At 40.3% G+C, this 19,062-nt stretch carries 17 protein-coding genes; 3 read left to right on the forward strand and 14 right to left on the reverse strand.

Annotated features, from left to right (window positions below; translation table 11 throughout):
* Window positions 1-119 precede the first annotated feature (119 nt).
* Both BDD43_RS19080 and BDD43_RS19085 read left to right on the forward strand, forming a co-directional pair.
* The gene (locus BDD43_RS19080) at window positions 120-4,253 is read left to right on the forward strand and encodes a hybrid sensor histidine kinase/response regulator transcription factor (protein WP_121199170.1); all 4,134 of its coding nucleotides are present in this window, start codon (window positions 120-122) and stop codon (window positions 4,251-4,253) included.
* Between the two features lie 110 nt (window positions 4,254-4,363).
* Window positions 4,364-5,269 (forward strand): AraC family transcriptional regulator, encoded by a 906-nt coding sequence (locus BDD43_RS19085; protein ID WP_121199171.1) that lies wholly within the window; start codon window positions 4,364-4,366, stop codon window positions 5,267-5,269.
* Window positions 5,270-5,329: 60 nt separating this feature from the next.
* Here the strand turns inward: BDD43_RS19085 and BDD43_RS19090 are convergent, their stop codons facing one another.
* Entirely contained in the window at window positions 5,330-6,517 is a 1,188-nt protein-coding gene (locus BDD43_RS19090) for an alginate lyase family protein (protein WP_121199172.1), read from the reverse strand.
* Between the two features lie 391 nt (window positions 6,518-6,908).
* Here BDD43_RS19090 and BDD43_RS19095 point away from each other — a divergent pair, with 391 nt between their 5' ends.
* Window positions 6,909-7,700 (forward strand): DUF2334 domain-containing protein, encoded by a 792-nt coding sequence (locus BDD43_RS19095; RefSeq protein WP_121199173.1) that lies wholly within the window; start codon window positions 6,909-6,911, stop codon window positions 7,698-7,700.
* A gap of 116 nt (window positions 7,701-7,816) precedes the next feature.
* Here BDD43_RS19095 and BDD43_RS19100 read toward each other — a convergent pair whose 3' ends face one another.
* From BDD43_RS19100 to msrA, 13 genes are all read right to left on the reverse strand, one after another.
* The gene (locus BDD43_RS19100; protein ID WP_121199174.1) at window positions 7,817-8,293 is read right to left on the reverse strand and encodes a DUF2589 domain-containing protein; all 477 of its coding nucleotides are present in this window, start codon (window positions 8,291-8,293) and stop codon (window positions 7,817-7,819) included.
* A 23-nt stretch (window positions 8,294-8,316) separates the two neighbouring features.
* Window positions 8,317-8,514 (reverse strand): hypothetical protein, encoded by a 198-nt coding sequence (locus BDD43_RS19105; protein WP_121199175.1) that lies wholly within the window; start codon window positions 8,512-8,514, stop codon window positions 8,317-8,319.
* Window positions 8,515-8,542: 28 nt separating this feature from the next.
* Window positions 8,543-9,238 (reverse strand): DUF2589 domain-containing protein, encoded by a 696-nt coding sequence (locus BDD43_RS19110; protein WP_121199176.1) that lies wholly within the window; start codon window positions 9,236-9,238, stop codon window positions 8,543-8,545.
* Between the two features lie 81 nt (window positions 9,239-9,319).
* Entirely contained in the window at window positions 9,320-10,099 is a 780-nt protein-coding gene (locus BDD43_RS19115) for a DUF2589 domain-containing protein (protein WP_121199177.1), read from the reverse strand.
* 77 nt (window positions 10,100-10,176) lie between these two features.
* Window positions 10,177-11,046 carry a GH25 family lysozyme gene (locus BDD43_RS19120; protein WP_121199178.1) on the reverse strand — a complete coding sequence of 290 codons (870 nt, stop codon included), beginning with the start codon at window positions 11,044-11,046 and terminating at the stop codon, window positions 10,177-10,179.
* A 35-nt stretch (window positions 11,047-11,081) separates the two neighbouring features.
* Complete coding sequence (locus tag BDD43_RS19125) at window positions 11,082-11,747, reverse strand: hypothetical protein (RefSeq protein WP_121199179.1); 666 nt, start codon at window positions 11,745-11,747, stop codon at window positions 11,082-11,084.
* 166 nt (window positions 11,748-11,913) lie between these two features.
* Window positions 11,914-12,570, reverse strand: coding sequence for a response regulator transcription factor (locus BDD43_RS19130; RefSeq protein ID WP_121199180.1), 657 nt, complete (start codon window positions 12,568-12,570; stop codon window positions 11,914-11,916).
* Window position 12,571: 1 nt separating this feature from the next.
* Complete coding sequence (locus BDD43_RS19135) at window positions 12,572-13,348, reverse strand: sensor histidine kinase (protein WP_121199181.1); 777 nt, start codon at window positions 13,346-13,348, stop codon at window positions 12,572-12,574.
* Window positions 13,349-14,322: 974 nt separating this feature from the next.
* Window positions 14,323-14,784 carry a hypothetical protein gene (locus BDD43_RS19145; protein WP_121199183.1) on the reverse strand — a complete coding sequence of 154 codons (462 nt, stop codon included), beginning with the start codon at window positions 14,782-14,784 and terminating at the stop codon, window positions 14,323-14,325.
* Window positions 14,785-15,449: 665 nt separating this feature from the next.
* Entirely contained in the window at window positions 15,450-15,746 is a 297-nt protein-coding gene (locus tag BDD43_RS19150; RefSeq protein WP_121199184.1) for a hypothetical protein, read from the reverse strand.
* Between the two features lie 125 nt (window positions 15,747-15,871).
* A complete protein-coding gene (locus BDD43_RS19155) occupies window positions 15,872-16,462 on the reverse strand; it encodes a cupin domain-containing protein (protein WP_121199185.1) in 591 nt (196 codons plus the stop codon).
* 62 nt (window positions 16,463-16,524) lie between these two features.
* Window positions 16,525-17,994 (reverse strand): ATP-binding protein, encoded by a 1,470-nt coding sequence (locus BDD43_RS19160; protein ID WP_121199186.1) that lies wholly within the window; start codon window positions 17,992-17,994, stop codon window positions 16,525-16,527.
* A 346-nt stretch (window positions 17,995-18,340) separates the two neighbouring features.
* Window positions 18,341-18,832: a peptide-methionine (S)-S-oxide reductase MsrA gene (msrA, locus tag BDD43_RS19165; protein WP_121199187.1), complete on the reverse strand. Its 492-nt coding sequence runs from the start codon at window positions 18,830-18,832 to the stop codon at window positions 18,341-18,343.
* Window positions 18,833-19,062: the final 230 nt, after the last annotated feature.

Below are 19,062 nucleotides of genomic sequence, written 5' to 3' on the forward strand. Positions count from 1 at the left end.
CATTTATTAATATTTATCCCTTATTTAATGGGGATGCAAAAACCGGTTATTATTGTTTATCCAACAAAAAATTAGTTACTTAGATTAGCCAATTTTAACAGATAACCATTTTATAAACCGTGCAATTGATAAGAAAGCTGTTTTTCTCTATTTGCGTTTTTTTGCTTTTTTTTTGGAGTGAGACAGGTGCCTATGCACAAAATACGTTGATATTTAAGAACATCAACGTTGATAACGGTTTGCCGCAAAATACGGTACTTTCTGTTTTGCAAGATGATAAAGGGTATATGTGGCTTGGTACTTACGATGGTTTAAGTAAGTTTAACGGCCTTGATTTTACAATCTATAAAAACAACGCTAACGACGCTACAAGCATTAGCAATAACAAGATCAATAAGCTATTTAAAGATAGTGGCGGCCGTATTTGGGTTGGCACGGTAAATGGCATCAATGTATTTGATCCGCTGAAAGATAATTTCACCCGTTTTACGTTACCACACGGCGATTCTAATTATATAGTTTTAAACATTGCGCAGGATGAATTTAATGTTATTTGGGTTGGCACCAACAAGGGGCTATTCTTTATAAATCCTAAAAGTAAATCTGGCCCGCCGGGCGAGCTAACCAAATCTGCCCTATGCGGTAACAACAAAGTAGAGTGCTTATATGTGGATAGTTACCAAAATTTATGGATCGGCAATGGTAAGTCGCTAAAAATATACAACCCGGCACAAAAAAAGCTCATACCTGTTCCAGCGCCTTTATTAAAAAATAACAACTTTTCGGGCACGGTGGTTCGTTGCATCTTACAAGATCGGCACCATAATTTTTTGATTGGTACCGAGGCCAAAGGACTGATATATTACGACGTTAAAAGCGGTATTTGCACCAATTACGACCAATTGAACGGTTTATTAAGCAATACCGTTCGCGCTTTGTTAGAGGTTGACGACCAAGTAATTTGGGCCGGTACAAAAAAGGGCTTAAATGTTATCAACATAAAAACAGGTCAAATTAAAAGTTTTATTAACGAACCTTTAAACCCAAATTCGTTAAGCCAAAATTCCATCAGGGAAATTTTTACGGATGATGAACATAACATTTGGCTGGGCACTTTTAATGGAGGGGTGAATTGCGTTTATAACCAATTTGACAATTTCTATTACATGGGTTTAAAAAAAGGCGGCAAAAATAACTTATCGTACAATGTGGTTAACGCTATATTTGAGGATAAGCCGGGAGATTTTTGGATGGGTACCGACGATGGCGGCCTTAACCATGTAGATAGCGCACTGCAAATCAATAACAGTTATTATCAATACAACGGCGTTATGCGCGAGTTGCTGGGCAACAGTGTTAAGCGAATTGCCCAAAATACAACCGACGCCACCAAACTTTGGATTGGCACGGGCAATGGCCTTACTATATTTGACAAAACAACCAAAACGTTTAGCGATACGCACATCCTTCCCAGACCAACGGAATCGGGCGTTATCCAAAATTTAGTATTACTGAACGACGAGAAGGGGCTTTGGATAGGAACCAATTTTAGCGGCTTGTATTATTTATCAAAATCGGGGTCGCTAAAATCTTTCCATATGAGCGATAACAAAATATCAGCTTTGCTTAAAACCGGAGATAATTTATGGGTTGGTACTACAAATAACGGGCTTGATTGCTTAAACGTAAAGTTGAACAAAATAGCGCATTACCCGGCAAATATTGAAAAGCCCTATGCCTTAACCAGTAATGCCATTTTAAGTATCTGCAAAGATAAAAATGGGCACTTATGGATTGGTACCGATGGTGGCGGGCTAAACTACTTTGATACTAAAAGCAGCCGGTTTTACTGTATAGATGAAGAAAAAGGAATAGCAAACAATACTATTCATGAAATATTGGAAGATAGTAAGGGCCGCCTTTGGATTAGTACCAATAAAGGAATATCTTCTATTGATTTAAAGCGATTTGCCGTACCGTTTAATAAAAGCGATTTTGTTATAGCAAACTATAGTGTGGAGGATGGCTTACAAAGTAACCAGTTTAGTAACGGCGCGGCTTTAAAGGCTGCCAATGGTAAGCTTATATTTGGCGGAATAAATGGAATTACGGTATTTGACCCCGATAAAATAAAGGTAAACCGCGTAAAGCCCAATATTGTATTCACCGATTTTTTAATTTTCAATAAATCGGTATCTTTTAAAACAGAGGGTTCGCCGCTGCAAAAACCTATTGACGAAACTACTCAAATCAGCTTAAATCATAATCAAACCTCATTCACCATAAAATTTGCTGCGTTAAATTACATAGCCCCGCATAAAAATAGTTATGCGTTTAAGTTGGAAGGTTTTAGCGATAGTGAATGGCATTATTTAACCGGTGAGCAAAGTGCAACTTACACCAATTTAGATGTGGGAACTTACTATTTTAAAATCAAGGCAGCCAATAACGATGGTGTTTGGAACAATATACCAAGGGTGTTAAAAATAATTATTTTACCGCCCTGGTATAAAACTTTTTATGCTTACGGTGCCTATTTGGCTTTGGTTATTTACTTGCTTTACCTGTTCAATATTTACTCCAAAAGAACCGAGCGTTTAAAAACGGAACTGGCATTTGAATCTATTAACCATGCCAAAGACCAGGAACTGGCCCGTAATCAGCTTAGCTTTTTTGTAAATATTTCGCACGAAATTAAGACACCGCTGACCATGATTTTAGCTCCTATTGAGCGTATGATGACTGACGAGGTTAGCTATAACCAAATAAAGCAGCAATTAGGCATTATGCAACGGAACGGCAATAAACTGATGCACCTTGTAAATCAGTTACTGGATAAGAAGCAACTAGACGCCGGTCAAATGCATTTGGAGGTAACAGAAAATAATATCATAGCCTTTGTTGAGGAGATAATGGTGGCTTTTGCGGGGCTTGCGACTGCCAAAAACATGACCATTAAACTAATCAAAAACACTGATGAAATAAACGTTTGGTTTGATGTTGACAAGTTGGAGAAAGTTTTTTTTAACCTCTTATCCAACGCAATAAAGTTTGGCAAAAACTTTGGGGAAATAGTAATCAGCGTGATTAAAGATAGCGATAATGGGTGTGTTTTGGTGAAAGTTGAAGATGATGGTTACGGTATTGCCCCCAATAAAATAGACAAGATATTTACCCAGTTTTACCATGAAGACCATAACCTGAAGATTGAAGGCAATGGTTTGGGCCTGGCTTTCTCTAAACAATTGGTGGAGTTACATTATGGAGAAATTAGTGTTGAAAGCCAGCAGCAAACGCCACATCAAAATGGTTTTGCAAGGTTTATAATAAAAATGCAACTGGGAAATATGCACTTTAAACAAAATGAGCTGGGTACCCGCTTGGTTGATGGGGAGGATATTTTAAACTATCAGGAAATTGACCAAAATATACAAACAAAGCTAGCACTCAAAAAAAGCGAAATACTTGGCAAAGAAACCCGCGATAGCTTAATGATTTTACTGATAGAAGACAACGACGACGTACTACAGTTTTTAAAGGATGGATTTAGCGGCGATTTTGACGTTTATACGGCAACAAACGGTTTGGCAGGGCTGGCTACTGCCAAAAAAGTAATTCCGGATATTATTGTAACCGATGTGATGATGCCGGGTTTAAATGGGATTGAACTTTGTGTGAAGCTAAAATCGGATTTAGAGACGAGCCATATCCCCATAGTTTTGTTAACCGCGCGTACACAGTTTATTTTTAAGATGGAGGGGATTGAGACAGGTGCGGACGATTATATAACCAAACCCTTCAGTATGAGTTTATTGGAACTCCGTGTTTGGAATTTACTTGAAAACAGGCAAAAGCTTAGGCTGCGTTACCGAAAAGAAATTAAGCTCGATCCGCAAAATATTGCCATTACGAGCTTAGATGAAGTCTTTTTGAATAAGACATTACAGTTTATTGAACTAAATATGGGCGATCCGGATTTGAGTATTGAGCACCTTATCCAGGAAACAGCAATGGGGCGCACATCGTTTTATAAAAAAATTAAATCGCTCACAGGCCAAACAGGTATTGAATTTATTAGAACAATAAGGATTAAAAGAGCGGCCCAGTTACTTGCCGGCGGGCAGTTAACCGTTAACGAAGTGGCCTACATGGTTGGTTTTTTAGATGTAAATTATTTTAGAAAATGTTTTAAGGAACATTTTAACTATTCGCCACGCGAACATGCCGGTTACAATGAACCCCATCCCAATTAATACTCACTATATGTTGGGCGGCGGACATTAGACATGCAATTATTGAATTTTTAACACCGTTACAATCAAAATGCGGCTCATAAATTTGAAGTTATAAAATAACCAATTTTATGAACCAATTTTTCCAGAAGCCTAATAGGCCGCAGCATTTTAAAATTGCTAAAGCCCCAGCACAATCTTTTCATGTTGAGCATGATTTTTCTCCTCATTTCGATAATAAATGGCATTACCACACCGAGTTGGAGTGGGTACATATTAACCAAGGCAGTGGTATGTTATTTATTGGCGACCATGCAACACCTTTTAAAGCAGGTGATATGTTTTTAATTGGGGCCGAGCTTCCGCACTATTTTAAGTTTGATACCAAGTATTTTATGGAGGATGCTATGCAAGCCGTTAATACCAGCGCTGTTTACTTCGACCGTAATTTTTTTGGGGAGGATTTTCTGCATTTACCGGAAAGCAAGATGATACGAACGCTATTAGATGAGGCCGGCCGCGGTATCAGGATAGGCGGTGAAGAAAAAGATTTAGCAGCCCAAATTGTTAAAAAAATGCTAAATGCCGATGGTTTAAACAGGATAGTTTTACTTATTGAAGCACTGGGTACTATTGCATCTTCGAAAACCCGCGAACAATTGTCGTCAATAGGTTATATGCCGGGTACGGAGCTTATTTCCGATCCACGCATCAAAGCTATTTTTGATTATTCGTATGCAAATTTTAAAAATCAGATTCGTTTGGATGAAATAGCTTCGCTTGCCAACGTATGCCCAAGCTCTTTTTGTCGCTACTTTAAGTCTCGAACAAATAAAACATATTCGCAGTTTTTAATAGAGATTAGGGTTGGCTATGCCTGCAGGCTACTTATAGAAACCGACCGTGTTATTAAGCAGTTATGTTACGAGTGTGGCTTCAACAATTCGGCATGCTTTCACAAATATTTTAAGCTCATTACCGGTAAAAGCCCTCTTACCTTTCAAAGGGAGTTTCGTTCGCATCGGATGGTTGCATAAATAAGGGGGCAATTAACTGTTGCTAATTGCCCCCTTACAGCTATTATTAAATTGTTTGGTTTAATTGTACAGCAAGTCTGTTAACTGTATTTTGTCGTTCTTTTTTATTGATGTTGATTTTTTAATGTAATCAACCTCGCCATATTTATTGGAGGCGACAACTAATAGCTGATAAAAGTCGTCTTTTTTAAACGGACTAATTTGTTTGTACTCTGTCCAGGGTTTTTCGCCCAGGGCGTAAGGGGCTAACCAGTTAAAAGCTTTGTGCAGGCTTCTTCCGTCGGTAGTGGTGTAGTTCCAAATATCCACATTTATTTTACCGGCCAGGGTAGCAATATTACTCCATCCTATTAAATTCATGCTGCTGTAGCCAAGCGCATTTGTACGTTCTAACTCAAGCATCTGTCTTCCGTCGGGTTCAATTTGTAGTGCTATTCTTTTTTTATCGGCTTCGAGTGTTTTTTTGGCCAGTGCAGTATCGCCTAAGTAAAGCGCGTATGAAATTACCTGGGTATCATAGTGCGTGCCATGGTTGTTTTTGGCGTTGTGCTCGTCAATGCCATTTTTACTGGTTAAAAGCCAATTAAGATAATCCTTATACCAAGCCTTTACACCACCCTCAAACGTAAACAACCTGGAACCTTTTAACAACGCCATCCAATCAACCAAATTACAAAGGCACCTCGACTCTATAATACCAATACCACGCCCATCGTTTACGCCTCGTATAGCTTGCGCGTAATTAAGGTTGGGGTTCATCCGGGTTTCGCTATCTATAAACCACACTTTTATAAGCTGGGATGCTTTATTCGCGTATTTTTCATCGCCTGTAAAATAATAGGCCAGCGATAAAAATTTACATTTGCTTACCATTTCGTTCAAAAAATCATCATCTGTTATTTTTTTGATTTCCGGGTTATGTTCTCCGTCGCGTCTGATGTAGGGCAAGCCGTCGGCTTTATTAGGGTCGGGCCAAAAGTAGGGTGCCATACTCATGTAATCGTGCTTCGATCCGCTTGGTGGCGTAAAGGCCTTTTCCATTACCGATGCAGGCTTATCATCAAGTAATTTATCGGCGGCTTTAATAACTAATTGTACCTGTTTTACAACTGCTGACTCACCTTGTTTATAGCTCGCTTTTTTAGACGAGAGGCGCGCAGGATCTAATAAAATAAATTTGGGTGATTGAGCGAATGCAAAGTGGATTGAGAAAACAGAAAGAATGCCAAAAAAGAATTTTAATTTCATGATAAAGTTGATTAACCATAGCAAAACTACCTTTTATGCGCGACCATAAATTCAGCTATTTTTTCATCATGCCCCGTTTGATTGACTTTAAAAGTTATTTTGTTGCGAACAAAAACTAATATCAAGTAATTGCATGCTTATTAGTAATTTTATTTTGAACTGTAACAACGAAGCCATCCATATTGTTAAACCCGATAAACAATTCCCATTAGATAGATTTGCGTTTAAATACAATTTGTTTGTGGGAAGCAGCATAAGGTAAATTAGCAATTGCGCGATTGATAATTTTGTAAACATTCAAAATACTTAAAAAAAAAAGCATCCGTTAACCAAAGGCCAAGTAGGGTCCCGAGTGGCAATAGCGAACCCACAAAAAAAACATATAGAATTGATGTTACAGATAAAAAAAAGATTTATAGGTTTCGCATTGTTATGCAACCTGATATTGGCATTTGGCCATGCAAACGCACAACCGATGGTGATTTTGAAATTGGATGACCTGGGTAGCAAAAATGGTACAAGTAACGCTGCCCCCGTACTTGATTATTTATTGGATATGAAAATAAAGACGGCTATCGGCGTAATAGCTGTACGGTTGGATAGCACGGCACTGAAAGCGTATTCAAAATATATTGCCGCAAAAAACGATAAGAACGAAAACATCTTCGAGGTTTGGAACCATGGCTTCACCCATACAAACAATAACCCGCCTGGCGGAGATAAAAGGGAGTTTGATGGCACAGGATACCAATTTCAAAAGCAGCATTTTAACACGGCCGATTCCATTGTATTTAAGCTGTTGGGAGTACAAATGCACACTTTTGGATCGCCTTATAATGCTGTGGACAGCAATACCACGAGGGTTATTGCTGAAAATAAAAATTACAAAGTTGTTTTATTGGATGGCAAAAAGTCGGGATATGAACGTGGTATATTACATATGAATAACCGCGTTAATATGGAAGTAGCAACTGGTGTGCCCAATTTTGATCAGTTTGTAATTCAATACAATAATTTAATTGGTAAATATCCAGACGTTATTGTTTTACAAGGGCACCCAGCTTTTTATGATGTTGCTAAATTTGAAGAACTGAAAAAAATAATCGTTTTTTTACAGGGCAAAAAATGCCAGTTTGTTTTACCCTATGATTTATATGTTTTAAATCAAAAGCTTAAAAGATAATACACCTGTTCGCTCAAAAAGCGGCTTTGATATTTTAAATCAGCCTTAATCATCGGATAGAGTAGCCAATCGCTTCGGGTCATTGAAAAATTGGTTAGTATTCATGGCAATTCCGTTTATGCTATTTGCCGTTTCAGTATATCCTCATATCCGGCAATGAGCAATTTAAAACCTTCGGGTGTTTCTTGCGGCGAAAATGTAAGTTCTATTTTACCCCAGGCAGTTTTTGGCTTTTTATTGAACAAGCCGGTGCTGCCCTTATCAGAAAAATGTAGCTGAACCTCATCATCTACTATTTCCATTTCAAAATGAGCTGTTAAAAAAGCTTTTTCAACTTTCGACATGCTTAACGGTACCAGCGTTATAAGCGGTACCGCAACTTCCAGGTTTTCTACTTCGCCGTTACTGGTTAAATGCGGGTACTCCAATATAACCGATTTGGGTATGAGCGTATGTTTACTATCTGTGCCTGCCGGTTTAGGGGCTTCTGTAAAATACTTGTCCAGCAGCGAAATGTTTTTGTCCATTATGGCATCACTGGCGGTTACTATGGCGTCTTGTATAGCGGTTACAAATTGCTTGAAACTTATCATGTTTTTAGTTTATTAGCGTTAACTTATTTAGAAGCACCAGCCTTTAGCTCTTCTATTTTATGCATGGTTTGCTGCACGAGTTCTTTACTTTCTGAAGCCAGGCCAACCGAGGCATGGCAGTTAGGGCAGCCAAATTGTATACCCATTAACAATTGTTTTACATCAAAAAGGATGGTGGCATTGCAAATAGGGCAAGGTATTTTTTGGTCGGGGTTTAACATGATTATTTTACTTTAAGGGTTTATAAATTTATTTACTTTCGGCAGGCGAAGGTTGTATGGCCTTGGTATACATATCAATAATTGCTAACACCCCCTTTGGCAAAGGCAGTGTGGCAGCATTTATATTTACTTTTAATTTAGTGGTAGTGTTATTGGTAACATTACTTTTATCAGCGTTATTGGTGTCGTTGCCTGTGGTATTGCTTATTCTGCCGTATAGTTGTGGCTTTTGGTCTGTTATTTTATTATTGGTATCGTTATTTGTTGTTGTAGGTTTAGCCGTTGTGGAAGTAATCTCGAGATCAAAATCAATACTGATCTTATCAACCGCTAATGAATTAAGCGGTACAATGGTTAACAACGGCAGTTCAAAGTAAGTGATTTCGTTTTGAATTGATTTTGGCCTGGCCGGTGTTGCAGGCATACCTTCGTTGGCCAATACTACCGGTGTAACACCCGGCGCCGAGGCCAGTGTTGGCGGTATTCCGGGTTCTGCTTGCTGTGCAGGGTATATAACAGCCCGGGTAAGCGCCATCCTTATCATTACAGGCTCATGGTTATCGCCTTTTTTGTTAAAGCAATATTCTAAAAGAAACCGGGTTTGGCCTTGTGCCATTACAGCATTAGCTTTTGAAACTGCTACAAGGGGCGCGCTGATCAGCGACTCTATATCCAGTTCTTTACTGAAATCGGGCATGAAAGGCTGATCAATTACTGCAGGCATAATTAAGTTGACTAAGCTAATACAAACAGAAGGTTATTAACCGCCTGTTTGTATTAGCTGGTTTGTATAATAAATTGTTGTTTATTTAGAAGCTTCGAGCGTTATTGGCGATATGGATTGAGAGAACGCCTCAATTATAGTATTAACACCTTTTGGCAGTGGCAATTGGGCTGCATGCACAGCAACTGTATACTTTGCAGAGTTACTTTTTTCGTAATGGGTGTTATGCGTTTGCGAGTCTTTTGAATCGTAACTGGCACTACCCCTTACGGTTACCGAGAATGGACCCCAGCCCATTTTTGCTTCAAAGCTACCCTCGCCCTTGCTTTCGGTTGATTTCGCTTCGGATGTTTCTTCAGAAAAGCTGGATTTAACTTCCATTTCAAAGCTAATATCTACCGTATCAACAGCCAGCGAATTTAGTGGCACTATGGTTAATAACGGCAGGTTAAACTGCGTGGTCATGCTCTGGATGGTAGTTGGCGTACCGGGTGTATCTTCTATTTTCGGGGTGGCGTTAGGGTCGCCTTTTTTACCGGGTACCCCGGGAGTAATAACCCCCCTTGTTAACGACATCACTACCATTACAGGCACATAATTGTCATGCTCCGGTACATCGGGGGTTCCCAACACTGCGGGGGTTTCTAATTCACCTTTTGCGTTATACATCGCCGGTGTACCGGCCGTTTTGGTTATTGCCGGTGCTGTTGTTTTGGCAAAACAGGTGTCGAGCATAAATTTGGTTTGCGTCATGGCCATTGCGGCATTTGCACGTGCGGCTGCGTTAAGCGGGCCGCCGATAAGCGCATCCATTGGCAGTCCGGAAAACTGCTGCGAAATTGATAAAAGATCTGATTCCATAATACTGATTATTTAGTTTGTTTTTAATTATTATCTGTGGCTATTTATTCAAAACCGTGTTGTTTCAGTAATTTAATTTAGATGATAGGCTGGGGAGAAGGTGATGCCAGCCGAATCAGGTCGTCCATTTCGCCGTTAAATACATCGGTGTCTACATCGCCATTAATACTGCTTATTTTGCCCGTACCGCTGTTTTGCCAAAAAGTATAGTGCGACCAACCTGGTATCATAGCAGGCGGATTATTGCTGTAGCCGGATGTCCACAACGGGTAGTTTTCAAATCCGCTCGGGTTGCCCAAAAAGTCGCGCCAAAAACTGGGGTTGGTATAGATCATTGGTACACGACCGGTTCTTAATTCTACCGCCGAAAGCCAGTCGGCAACGAGTTGAACGCAAGCCGTTCTGTTAGGCTTAATATAATCGTTAAGGGCTTGCGGTACCTGCCACTCCACATCTAACACAGGGGGCAGCACATTCATTACGGAATAATCAATGCCGCAGGCTAAAAAGTTTTCTACCTGCACATCTGCCGGCGAGTTTTGGAAGTTGAGGAAATGGTAACCTCCTCTGATGATATTTGCCACTGCCAGCCTGTGAAAATTTTGCTGAAACATGGGGTCTTTAAAGCTGTTGCCCTGGCTGGCCTTGCAGTAAACAAAGCTTACTTCGGTGGCAAGTATGGCCCAATTTATTGCACCGTTATTGTGCGATATATCAATGCCTCTGATGCCGGTAGCGGTGGTAACGCTATCGCCAAGTGCGCTAAATGTGTTTGCACCTGCTATGCCATCGGCGGTAAGGCCCTTGCTTTGCTGGTACTGTTTAAGGGCAGCCTGGGTACCAGGGCCAAAAATACCATCGGCAGCTATTTGGAAGCCTTGCGCTATCAGTTGGTTTTGAAGTTTTTGTACATCGCTGCCTTGTGAGCCTAATTGCAGAAGATTCATAATTTTAGTTTTTATGGTAATTGTTTTAAATAATATCAGGTTAGTTTGTAAGGTACCTGCTCGCGATCACTGTTATAGTTGCAAAGCAGCATGGGCAAAACCCGGTTACAGGTATTGCATGATGGCACCAACTGGCCGGTAGACCAGACGGACTTGCCCCCTGTTTTCCAAAAGATCTCGGCCATGTTTATTTTTGTTATCCTGCCTGTTTTAGGGTTAGATTGATTAACAATATATTGTATCATTTTTTGGCCAGCACAGGCACCTATAGGGTATGTAGGCGCGGGTATTGCAGCCAGGCCGGTATTTAGTGTGTTAATTTGTGTTGTAAGCGGTTCAAGTAGCAAAGTTTTATAATCGCTCAGCGGTACGTTGTTGCCTAACAAAACCACATCTGTACCCAGCGACTTACCTTGTATAAACCCCAAAATTGTAGACGCATTTGCTCCCGACAATGCAGCTACCTTAATTACTTTAGAGCCTACCGTTGCAATGGCAGCACCCGCCATTACCGCTGTTTGTGGCAGGGAATACCCTTTGGCAATAGCCTTTGCTAAAACAGTATCTAACTGTTGCTGTAGTTTTACGGCAAGGGCGTTTGTGGCTTCGTCAGACTGGATAAAGGGAATGGCGTGTTTATCAATGTTGTTACCGCAATGGGTACATGGGACTGTTCTGTCGGTGACGTAATTTTGTGGCATATGCTTTAAGTTTATACCCGCAGTGTAACCAACCTTTTCTTATCATAACAAATAAGCTGTTGTGCTTGCGAGTAAAACAAATTTGTACAATTGTCGGTACTTTGTTAAGCGCACAAATGCCCGTTTTAATAAACAGGTATAAATACCTGTTTTAAATTGCGGCAGATTAAAAAAGGGTGAATAGTTGGTGCTTTATAGCAAAAAGCACCAAGCCCGCAGTATTGCGGCTTTGGGTTTTTAAGAGCAGATTGTTGCGGTGCCCTTCTACCGTGCGCGCACTAATGAAAAGTTTTTCGGCAATTTCGGCACTGGCATATTGGTTACAAATCATTTCCAATACCTGTATTTCGCGGTCGGTAAGTATGGTATAAGCGTCAAAATGTTTTAGCTTACCCACCGATCTATTTTTTTCTTGTATCGCTACCAGCACCTGCTTGTTCATGTAATAGCCGGTTGTATAGGTGGTTTTTATAGCAGTTATAAGTTCGTCGCGGTCGCAGTTTTTAACCAAGTACGCGGCTGCCCCCGCCGAAATCATTTTAGAGATAAGCCTGTTTTGCCCGTGTACCGATAAAACAATAACCTTAACTGTGGGGAACCGCTTGTTTAGTATGGTATTGAGTTCTATCCCATCCATACCGGGCATGCTCATATCCATCAACAAAACATCTGGCAGTAGGGGTAAAGTGGCTAAAGTTGCCAGCAGTGTATCGCCGTCGGCAGCGCTTGCAACAAGCTCAAAATCGGCAATGCTTTCTATTAAAAAACACAGGCTTTGCCTAAAAATGTTTTGATCGTCAACTACAGCAACTTTTATGCTCATCTCATTTATTTAAAATAAACCTAAAACTGTACCCCGTATGCGCCGGTAATTGAGGTAACAGCGTTGCCCCAATTACCTTTAGCCGTGTTTCTATATTTTGCATACCCATACCTTTAGCCGGGTTTATGGTGGCTGTAGTGCCTATCCCGTTATCGGTGTAAAGTACTTCAACGCTATCCTCGGCCTCGGTAAACGAAATAAAAATTTTGGTTGCCCGGGCATGCTTAATGGTGTTATTTATCAACTCGGCCATAACGCGATAAAGCGATAGCGCGTTAATGGTGCCCAACCCATCGGTTGTATAGGCCGAATTGTTATCGATAGTGATGCTGATGGCGCCCGTTTGCGACATCATTTCGCACAGTTCTTCGAGTGCGCCCGCGAAACCATAATGCGCTACACCGGGCGGCGATAGGTTATGCGAGATATGCCTTACATCGGTAATAATTTTATCAATAATGGCTTTGCAGCCGACAGAAAATTTATCCAGCCCGCTGGCCGGCAACTGGGTGAACATCTCAATGGTGAGGCGCAGGTTTGACAGGGCCGTACCTACATCATCATGCAGATCTTGCCCTATCCGGCCCCGTTCTTCTTCCTGCGAAACGATGATTGTTTTTAGCAACTCATGCTGGTGCAACAGCTTGGTTTCATGCAGTTCGGCCTGTTTTTTGAGCAGGCGGTTTTGGTTGCGTACAAAAAGGAGTATAAAAGAAATAACCAGTATAAATATACCGCCCGTGGTGATGGTGAGGAGCACCGCAACGTTATCGTTCATTTTTATAAACTAAAAAGCCTTTGCTGAATAGCACATACATCAATAACACAAGTGTTGCATGAACGTCGCCAAGAATAAAATATAACGTTAGGGTAGGCCTCTGGTAAATAATATTAAGAAAAGCGAAGTAAAATAAAGAACTACAAAAATAAACTAACAGCCCCACGGTTATCCAGTTTTCCGGCTGTTTAAGCCAGGCTTTCTCTTGCTGCTTTTCGGCCTGCCAAAATATATGGTATATGCAAAAAAATATGATAATTATTGCCGCAATTGGCCTTGGGTAAGAATTGTACTGATAAATATCCTGAATATATATAAAGTTTAGGATGCTTAAAATAGTGAATACAATGCTTATTAAAGTGGCAACCTGATTTATTAATTTAGTTTGAAAAATTTTTTGGAAATATCGCGCAATAAATAAAAATTCGACAATGGTATAAAAATGCAGCAGAGGTAAATTATTGATGTGATGCGAGCCTAATATCCTTTCGGGAAAAATCATTATCCCCGCAAAAATTAAATAAGCAAATATTATTGCTAAATATTTGCTTATAAAAACCTTTTTTTTATAGCCTATTAAAATAGGGAGTAAAGAAGTTGCGGGGATAATAATTGTGGTGTATATGTGTTTCACACTGTGGTAAATTTATCTATTCATTCAATTGTAAATGATTATAAAGAATAAAAACATCAATCCCCCGCGTCATTGCGAGGTACGAAGCAATCTCTAAACTATACAGAGCCGCTCTGTAAGTCAGTTTGTCCTGCGTAGAGATTGCTTCGTACCTCGCAATGACGGTTGTTTTGGTGTTTTAAAACAGCGTCTAAGGGGACATGTTAAAAAAGGTAGTTTCCCCAGCTACAACAACGCGTAGACAAAGCATTGTAAAGGTAAATATTAAGGTGATGTTTTTAACTCCGGGTATTTAATTGTTTTTGAGTGAGCGGCTAAATCTTACTATTTGTATAATTAATTAACTCACTGGTAAATATAGCTCGCTGCTTAGGTCGCAATAAGCCGGGCATGGTGCAGTAAAATCGTATATACTGGTATCATTAGGATCGGGGTTTTCTAGGTTGCAGTACACTGCATCTTTACCGGCAGAGTGGTGAGGTACTTTTAAAACGGGTACCGCCATGCCGCGCAAATCAGCTGAAGAGCGGGTTATAGGTTCTAATTCGCCGGCCAGGCCAAAATAAATACGTATGCCTTCCAGCTTATCGTGTTTGTAATATTTTTTGCAATCTTCTTCAAGTTGTGTTATATCTTTCATAGATATATATAGTGCCCGGGGTATTTGTTTTGGTTTATCTTTAAACATAGGCAGGGTTGCCATGGCATCTAACCATGCTTTTACTCTTATTTTTGCTATTGCAAGGGAAATACGGGTGCTTGGCGGCGTTGGCTCACCACCATGGTTTTTTGGGTTTTCCATATAATTAGGTTTTTAATTTCAATAAAAATACTAATTTTTTATTGATAATAATAGTAAAAATAATATTAATGCAAGTTGCTAAAAGCACACCCAGAGGGTTTTACAATAAGGGTTATGCTATTTTATAATTTATAATTGAATATTGTTTGGTTAAGAGGTAGCCACATTTGGCTTACATATTAGTAGCGAAACCAATAAAAGAAGCATTGCGCAACAACTACAACAACGGGTTAATGGTATACCAACATTTTGCACCTATGGCGCATTTTTAAAAATCATAATTAAACTGCATTTATTTATGATTTTGGTTTAGTAAAAAAATATTTGTGGCGAATACCATATTTATTTAAAGGTTCCCCGCAGGTTTTTCCGCAGGGGGGTAACAAAAGGGTATGCTGCTATGGTTGTAAATTTATGAGGCGGAAGGTAGTTTTGGATATTAGCGGGTTACCGAGAATGTATTGGCTATTTTACATTAAATGAGTTAGGGAAGGTGAGTGCTTCGAGAAACACCTTGGCTAGGCTTGCCTAACAGCTGCTGCTACGTTTGCCGGGATGTGTCAATAGTTGCCCTTACCCAAATGGGTTGATGATGCCGGGCTGCTACTTGTTGCGTTGTAAAATATCGCCCAAACAAAATCATATCGTGTTGTTTTTTATATAGTTTAGGTAGTAATTGCTGCAACGGGAAGGGCAATAGCTTCTTTTGCGAGTGTTTTTGCTGTGTTTAGCATCCAGTTAAGGAGGGAAGTTTCTTGTTCATTATATAGCACAACGGTGTCCCATATTTTACAAATGGTTTTTTCAAGAATGATGTGGGTTAGCTCTTTTTGCCCAACTATCCTAAAAATAGCTAATCCCAATATTGGGGCATATTGGTCGTACAAAGCTTCGGCTCCGGTAATGCTACGGGAACGGAGCAATTGCAATAACTCGAAATTATTAAGTAAGGATGCTGGCATTAGCGATTAATAAATGGCAATGTAACAAGGGTGTTGCCATAACTATGCCAATAAAAAAAAATAACAATTGGTTTGAGGGTTATTGCTATTTTAATTGTACCGGTTAAGTGTGCATTGAAAGTTTATTAAGCAAATTTGTGCTGTAATATAGCAATTAAATAAGGCGAATTGATGCAAATATCGTGATTGGTGTGTAGGGGAATATCTAAATAGTCGCCGGCGTTTAGCGTAAATATTTCCCGGCCCACGGTACAGGTACAGGTCCCTTTCAGGATGAAAAAGCTTTCTTCCACCTCCTCGTGTATCTCGTCGGGTACGTTTAATTTGGTAACCACAAGGGTTTGCGCTATCTTTTCATTTTGCTGTAGTACGTGTGCAAAAAAATCGTCAAACGGTTGGGTGGGTATCAGGTGTTCTACGGCTTTTAGCCAGCTTTTGTAGTTTGAGTATTTCCCGGTTGGCGGCAGGTTATCCAGGTTGATGGCCTCCTGGGCCACATCAAGGGCTGCCATAATCCTGTTTTTTAATAGCGGATTGGGTGCTATAGCTTGATGCTTGGCTAGCTTTTCGGTGGTTAGCTCAATTTCTTCAAGTTCTTGATTGATCTCCGGATAGGCTAAACGCAAAGCGCATATTTCTTCTGTAAGATTGGCATCAGCTAATCCGAGTGCGTATAACTCCAGGTTTCCACTGTTAATATAGCTTTGAATATCCATCGGCTGTAAAGGTAGTTGTTGTAATACAAATAAAGTTGAATGATTATGGCTTCATGTTACTGTTATTTTCGGGTACTTAGTGGGTGTAAAAAAGGTAAATCGAAGTAAAAGGCCGAACCTTGTAAACCGTCACTTTCAACGCCGATGCTGCCGTTGTGCGCTTTAATTATTTCGGCTGCTATATAAAGGCCCATGCCAAACCCCTCTATTTTTTGTGCCTTCATATTATCGGTGCGCGAGAAACGCTGGAATAAGCTGGCCTGGTTTTGCGCAGGTACACCAATACCATGGTCGGTTATGGAGGTACGGACTATCTGCTTTTTTTCGTCCACAGTTAAATCGATATCAATATTTACGCTATCGGGCGAATATTTAATTGCGTTGGTAAGCAGGTTGGTGAGTACCTGGCTAATCCGCATCCTATCGGCCAGCACGCATACATCGCTCATTTCTGTTACTGCAATATGGTGTTTGGTATTGGCCTGGTTCATCTCCTGCACTATGTCGATAACCAGTTCCAGTAGTACAAATGGCTCTTTTTTGAGTTGCACAGTGCCTGATTTAAATGCCGAGGCATCTAAAAGGAACGAGGTGAGGCGGCTCAGTTTTTCGGATTGTACCATAATGCGCCCTATGGTGGTATTTACACGTTCGTTAACCTTGTCTTTAAGTTCAATGTTAAGTATTTGCGTGTAGGAGCGTATTACCGAGATTGGCGTTTTAAGTTCGTGGCTGGCTACGCTTATAAAATCTTCTTTAGCCTGTTCAAGTTTGCGTTGCAGCGTTACATCGTGAAAGGTGAGTAAATGCTGGCCGATGGATTTGAAGGTTTGAAAAACTTTACGGCATGAAACCAGCAAAACGTGCTCATCGCTATTGCGGTGGGTATAAATCAGCTCAAAATTTTCAAAGCTATCATAATGCTGCATTTCTTTGGCCAAGGCTTTGGTATCCAGCTTGTGGGCGATGGCTTCAAATATATTTACTCCTTCGGTCTGTATTTTTTCGAGATCAAAAAGTTTGAAAAAAGGCTTGCTTGCCGAATTAATGGTGAGGTCGGAATTGAGAATCAGCATCGGTTCCTTTGAGGTTTCAACAATGCTTTGGGCATATTTGCGTGCCTCCAGGGCTTCATCTTCAGCTTCCTTTCTCCGGCTTAAATTGCGCAGAATTTTGGTGTAGCCAATTTGCTTGTTGTCGGTATCGGTTAATGGAAATATGAGCCCGCTGGCCCAAAATAGCGAACCATCCTTGCGTTGGTGGTTGCGCTCGTCGGTGCCGCGGCCCTTTTCGAGTGCTTCAGCAAATTCGTGCTCCGGTATGCCGTTCTTACAGTCGTCTTCGGTGTAAATAATCCGTGCATGCTGGCCGCAAATCTCTACTTCGGTGTAGCCTAAAACATGCTCGGCCCCTTTATTCCACGACGTTATGATATAGTCGGTATCTGTGGTAAATACACAATAGTCTTCCAGGCTTTCCAGTATATTTTTATAGAAATCATTATCAAGCGTAGGCGGAATTTTCTGTGTCATCGTTATTTAATTGGGTTAACCGGGCGTAAAATTAAACATATAAGCCGAGCAATAGTTGTTTATTAAACGAGAAACAAAATATTAGCTAAAACATGGCATTGTATTGATACATAAGTTGTTGCAATTTTAACAAAAAGAGGTAGAGATATGGGCTTTTGATGGTTGCCGGGGGGGGGGCCATATAAATGCTGCAATACGCCCTTATATGGGTTTAAAAGGTTTTGAACCATGTTTTGGCTACATTAATACTACCAAAACACGCGGTTAGCCAAGCGCTTAAAAAACGGCAAAACCGCTATCGGGTATAAGGGAAGCGGTTTTGTTGTTTTTTGCACCCGTTTTTGTATTACGCCAGTTTCCACTCGGGGCGTTCAAAATGGCAGGTATAGCCGTAGGGGTGCTTTTTTAAATAATCCTGGTGTTCTTCTTCGGCGTTCCAAAAATCGGCTGCGGGTACTACTTCGGTTACAATTTTGCCCGGCCATTTGCCCGAGGCGTCCATATCGGCAATTAAAGTTTTGGCAGTTTCGTGTTGGGTTTCATCCATAAAAAATATGGCCGAGCGATAAGAGGTGCCAATGTCGTTGCCTTGCCGGTTTCTGGTTGTTGGATCGTGAATTTGGAAGAAATATTCGAGCAGTTTGCGGTACGGCAATTGTGCCGGGTCAAATACAATCTCTATGCCTTCGGCATGTGTTCCATGATTTCGGTATGTTGCATTGGGTACATCGCCCCCGGTATATCCAACCACAGTTGAAATAACACCCGGATAATGCCTGAATAATTCTTCAACTCCCCAAAAGCAACCACCAGCCAAAATAGCTTTTTCAGTATTCATATATAGCTTTATTTTTACGCGTTAAAGGTAGGGTACAAAAGGTTAAACGGCAAGGATAGGCTTGTGTGTACGCCAAATAATGACATTGGCAAGAAATATTGTATTTCTTAATAGGAAAAATTGCCTGGCGCATGTGCGTATCATATCGTAACAAATTGCTATGGTAGATTGATATTTATTTTTTATATTTATGTTGAACAAAATTTAAACACACTCTAATTATTAAAAAC

This window comes from Mucilaginibacter gracilis, assembly GCF_003633615.1.
GTDB classification, from domain to species: Bacteria; Bacteroidota; Bacteroidia; order Sphingobacteriales; family Sphingobacteriaceae; genus Mucilaginibacter; species Mucilaginibacter gracilis.

Bases quoted from the DNA above. Each gene is read 5' to 3' on its own strand.
- BDD43_RS19130 (WP_121199180.1), bottom strand. From the start codon at position 12,570: ATGAGCATAAAAGTTGCTGTAGTTGACGATCAAAACATTTTTAGGCAA.
- BDD43_RS19095 (WP_121199173.1), top strand. From the start codon at position 6,909: ATGTTACAGATAAAAAAAAGATTTATAGGTTTCGCATTGTTATGCAAC.
- msrA (WP_121199187.1), bottom strand. From the start codon at position 18,832: ATGAATACTGAAAAAGCTATTTTGGCTGGTGGTTGCTTTTGGGGAGTT.
- BDD43_RS19150 (WP_121199184.1), bottom strand. From the start codon at position 15,746: ATGCCAGCATCCTTACTTAATAATTTCGAGTTATTGCAATTGCTCCGT.
- BDD43_RS19110 (WP_121199176.1), bottom strand. From the start codon at position 9,238: ATGCCTGCAGTAATTGATCAGCCTTTCATGCCCGATTTCAGTAAAGAA.
- BDD43_RS19100 (WP_121199174.1), bottom strand. From the start codon at position 8,293: ATGATAAGTTTCAAGCAATTTGTAACCGCTATACAAGACGCCATAGTA.
- BDD43_RS19155 (WP_121199185.1), bottom strand. From the start codon at position 16,462: ATGGATATTCAAAGCTATATTAACAGTGGAAACCTGGAGTTATACGCA.
- BDD43_RS19085 (WP_121199171.1), top strand. From the start codon at position 4,364: ATGAACCAATTTTTCCAGAAGCCTAATAGGCCGCAGCATTTTAAAATT.
- BDD43_RS19145 (WP_121199183.1), bottom strand. From the start codon at position 14,784: ATGGAAAACCCAAAAAACCATGGTGGTGAGCCAACGCCGCCAAGCACC.
- BDD43_RS19115 (WP_121199177.1), bottom strand. From the start codon at position 10,099: ATGGAATCAGATCTTTTATCAATTTCGCAGCAGTTTTCCGGACTGCCA.
- BDD43_RS19090 (WP_121199172.1), bottom strand. From the start codon at position 6,517: ATGAAATTAAAATTCTTTTTTGGCATTCTTTCTGTTTTCTCAATCCAC.
- BDD43_RS19105 (WP_121199175.1), bottom strand. From the start codon at position 8,514: ATGTTAAACCCCGACCAAAAAATACCTTGCCCTATTTGCAATGCCACC.
- BDD43_RS19125 (WP_121199179.1), bottom strand. From the start codon at position 11,747: ATGCCACAAAATTACGTCACCGACAGAACAGTCCCATGTACCCATTGC.
- BDD43_RS19160 (WP_121199186.1), bottom strand. From the start codon at position 17,994: ATGACACAGAAAATTCCGCCTACGCTTGATAATGATTTCTATAAAAAT.
- BDD43_RS19120 (WP_121199178.1), bottom strand. From the start codon at position 11,046: ATGAATCTTCTGCAATTAGGCTCACAAGGCAGCGATGTACAAAAACTT.
- BDD43_RS19135 (WP_121199181.1), bottom strand. From the start codon at position 13,348: ATGAACGATAACGTTGCGGTGCTCCTCACCATCACCACGGGCGGTATA.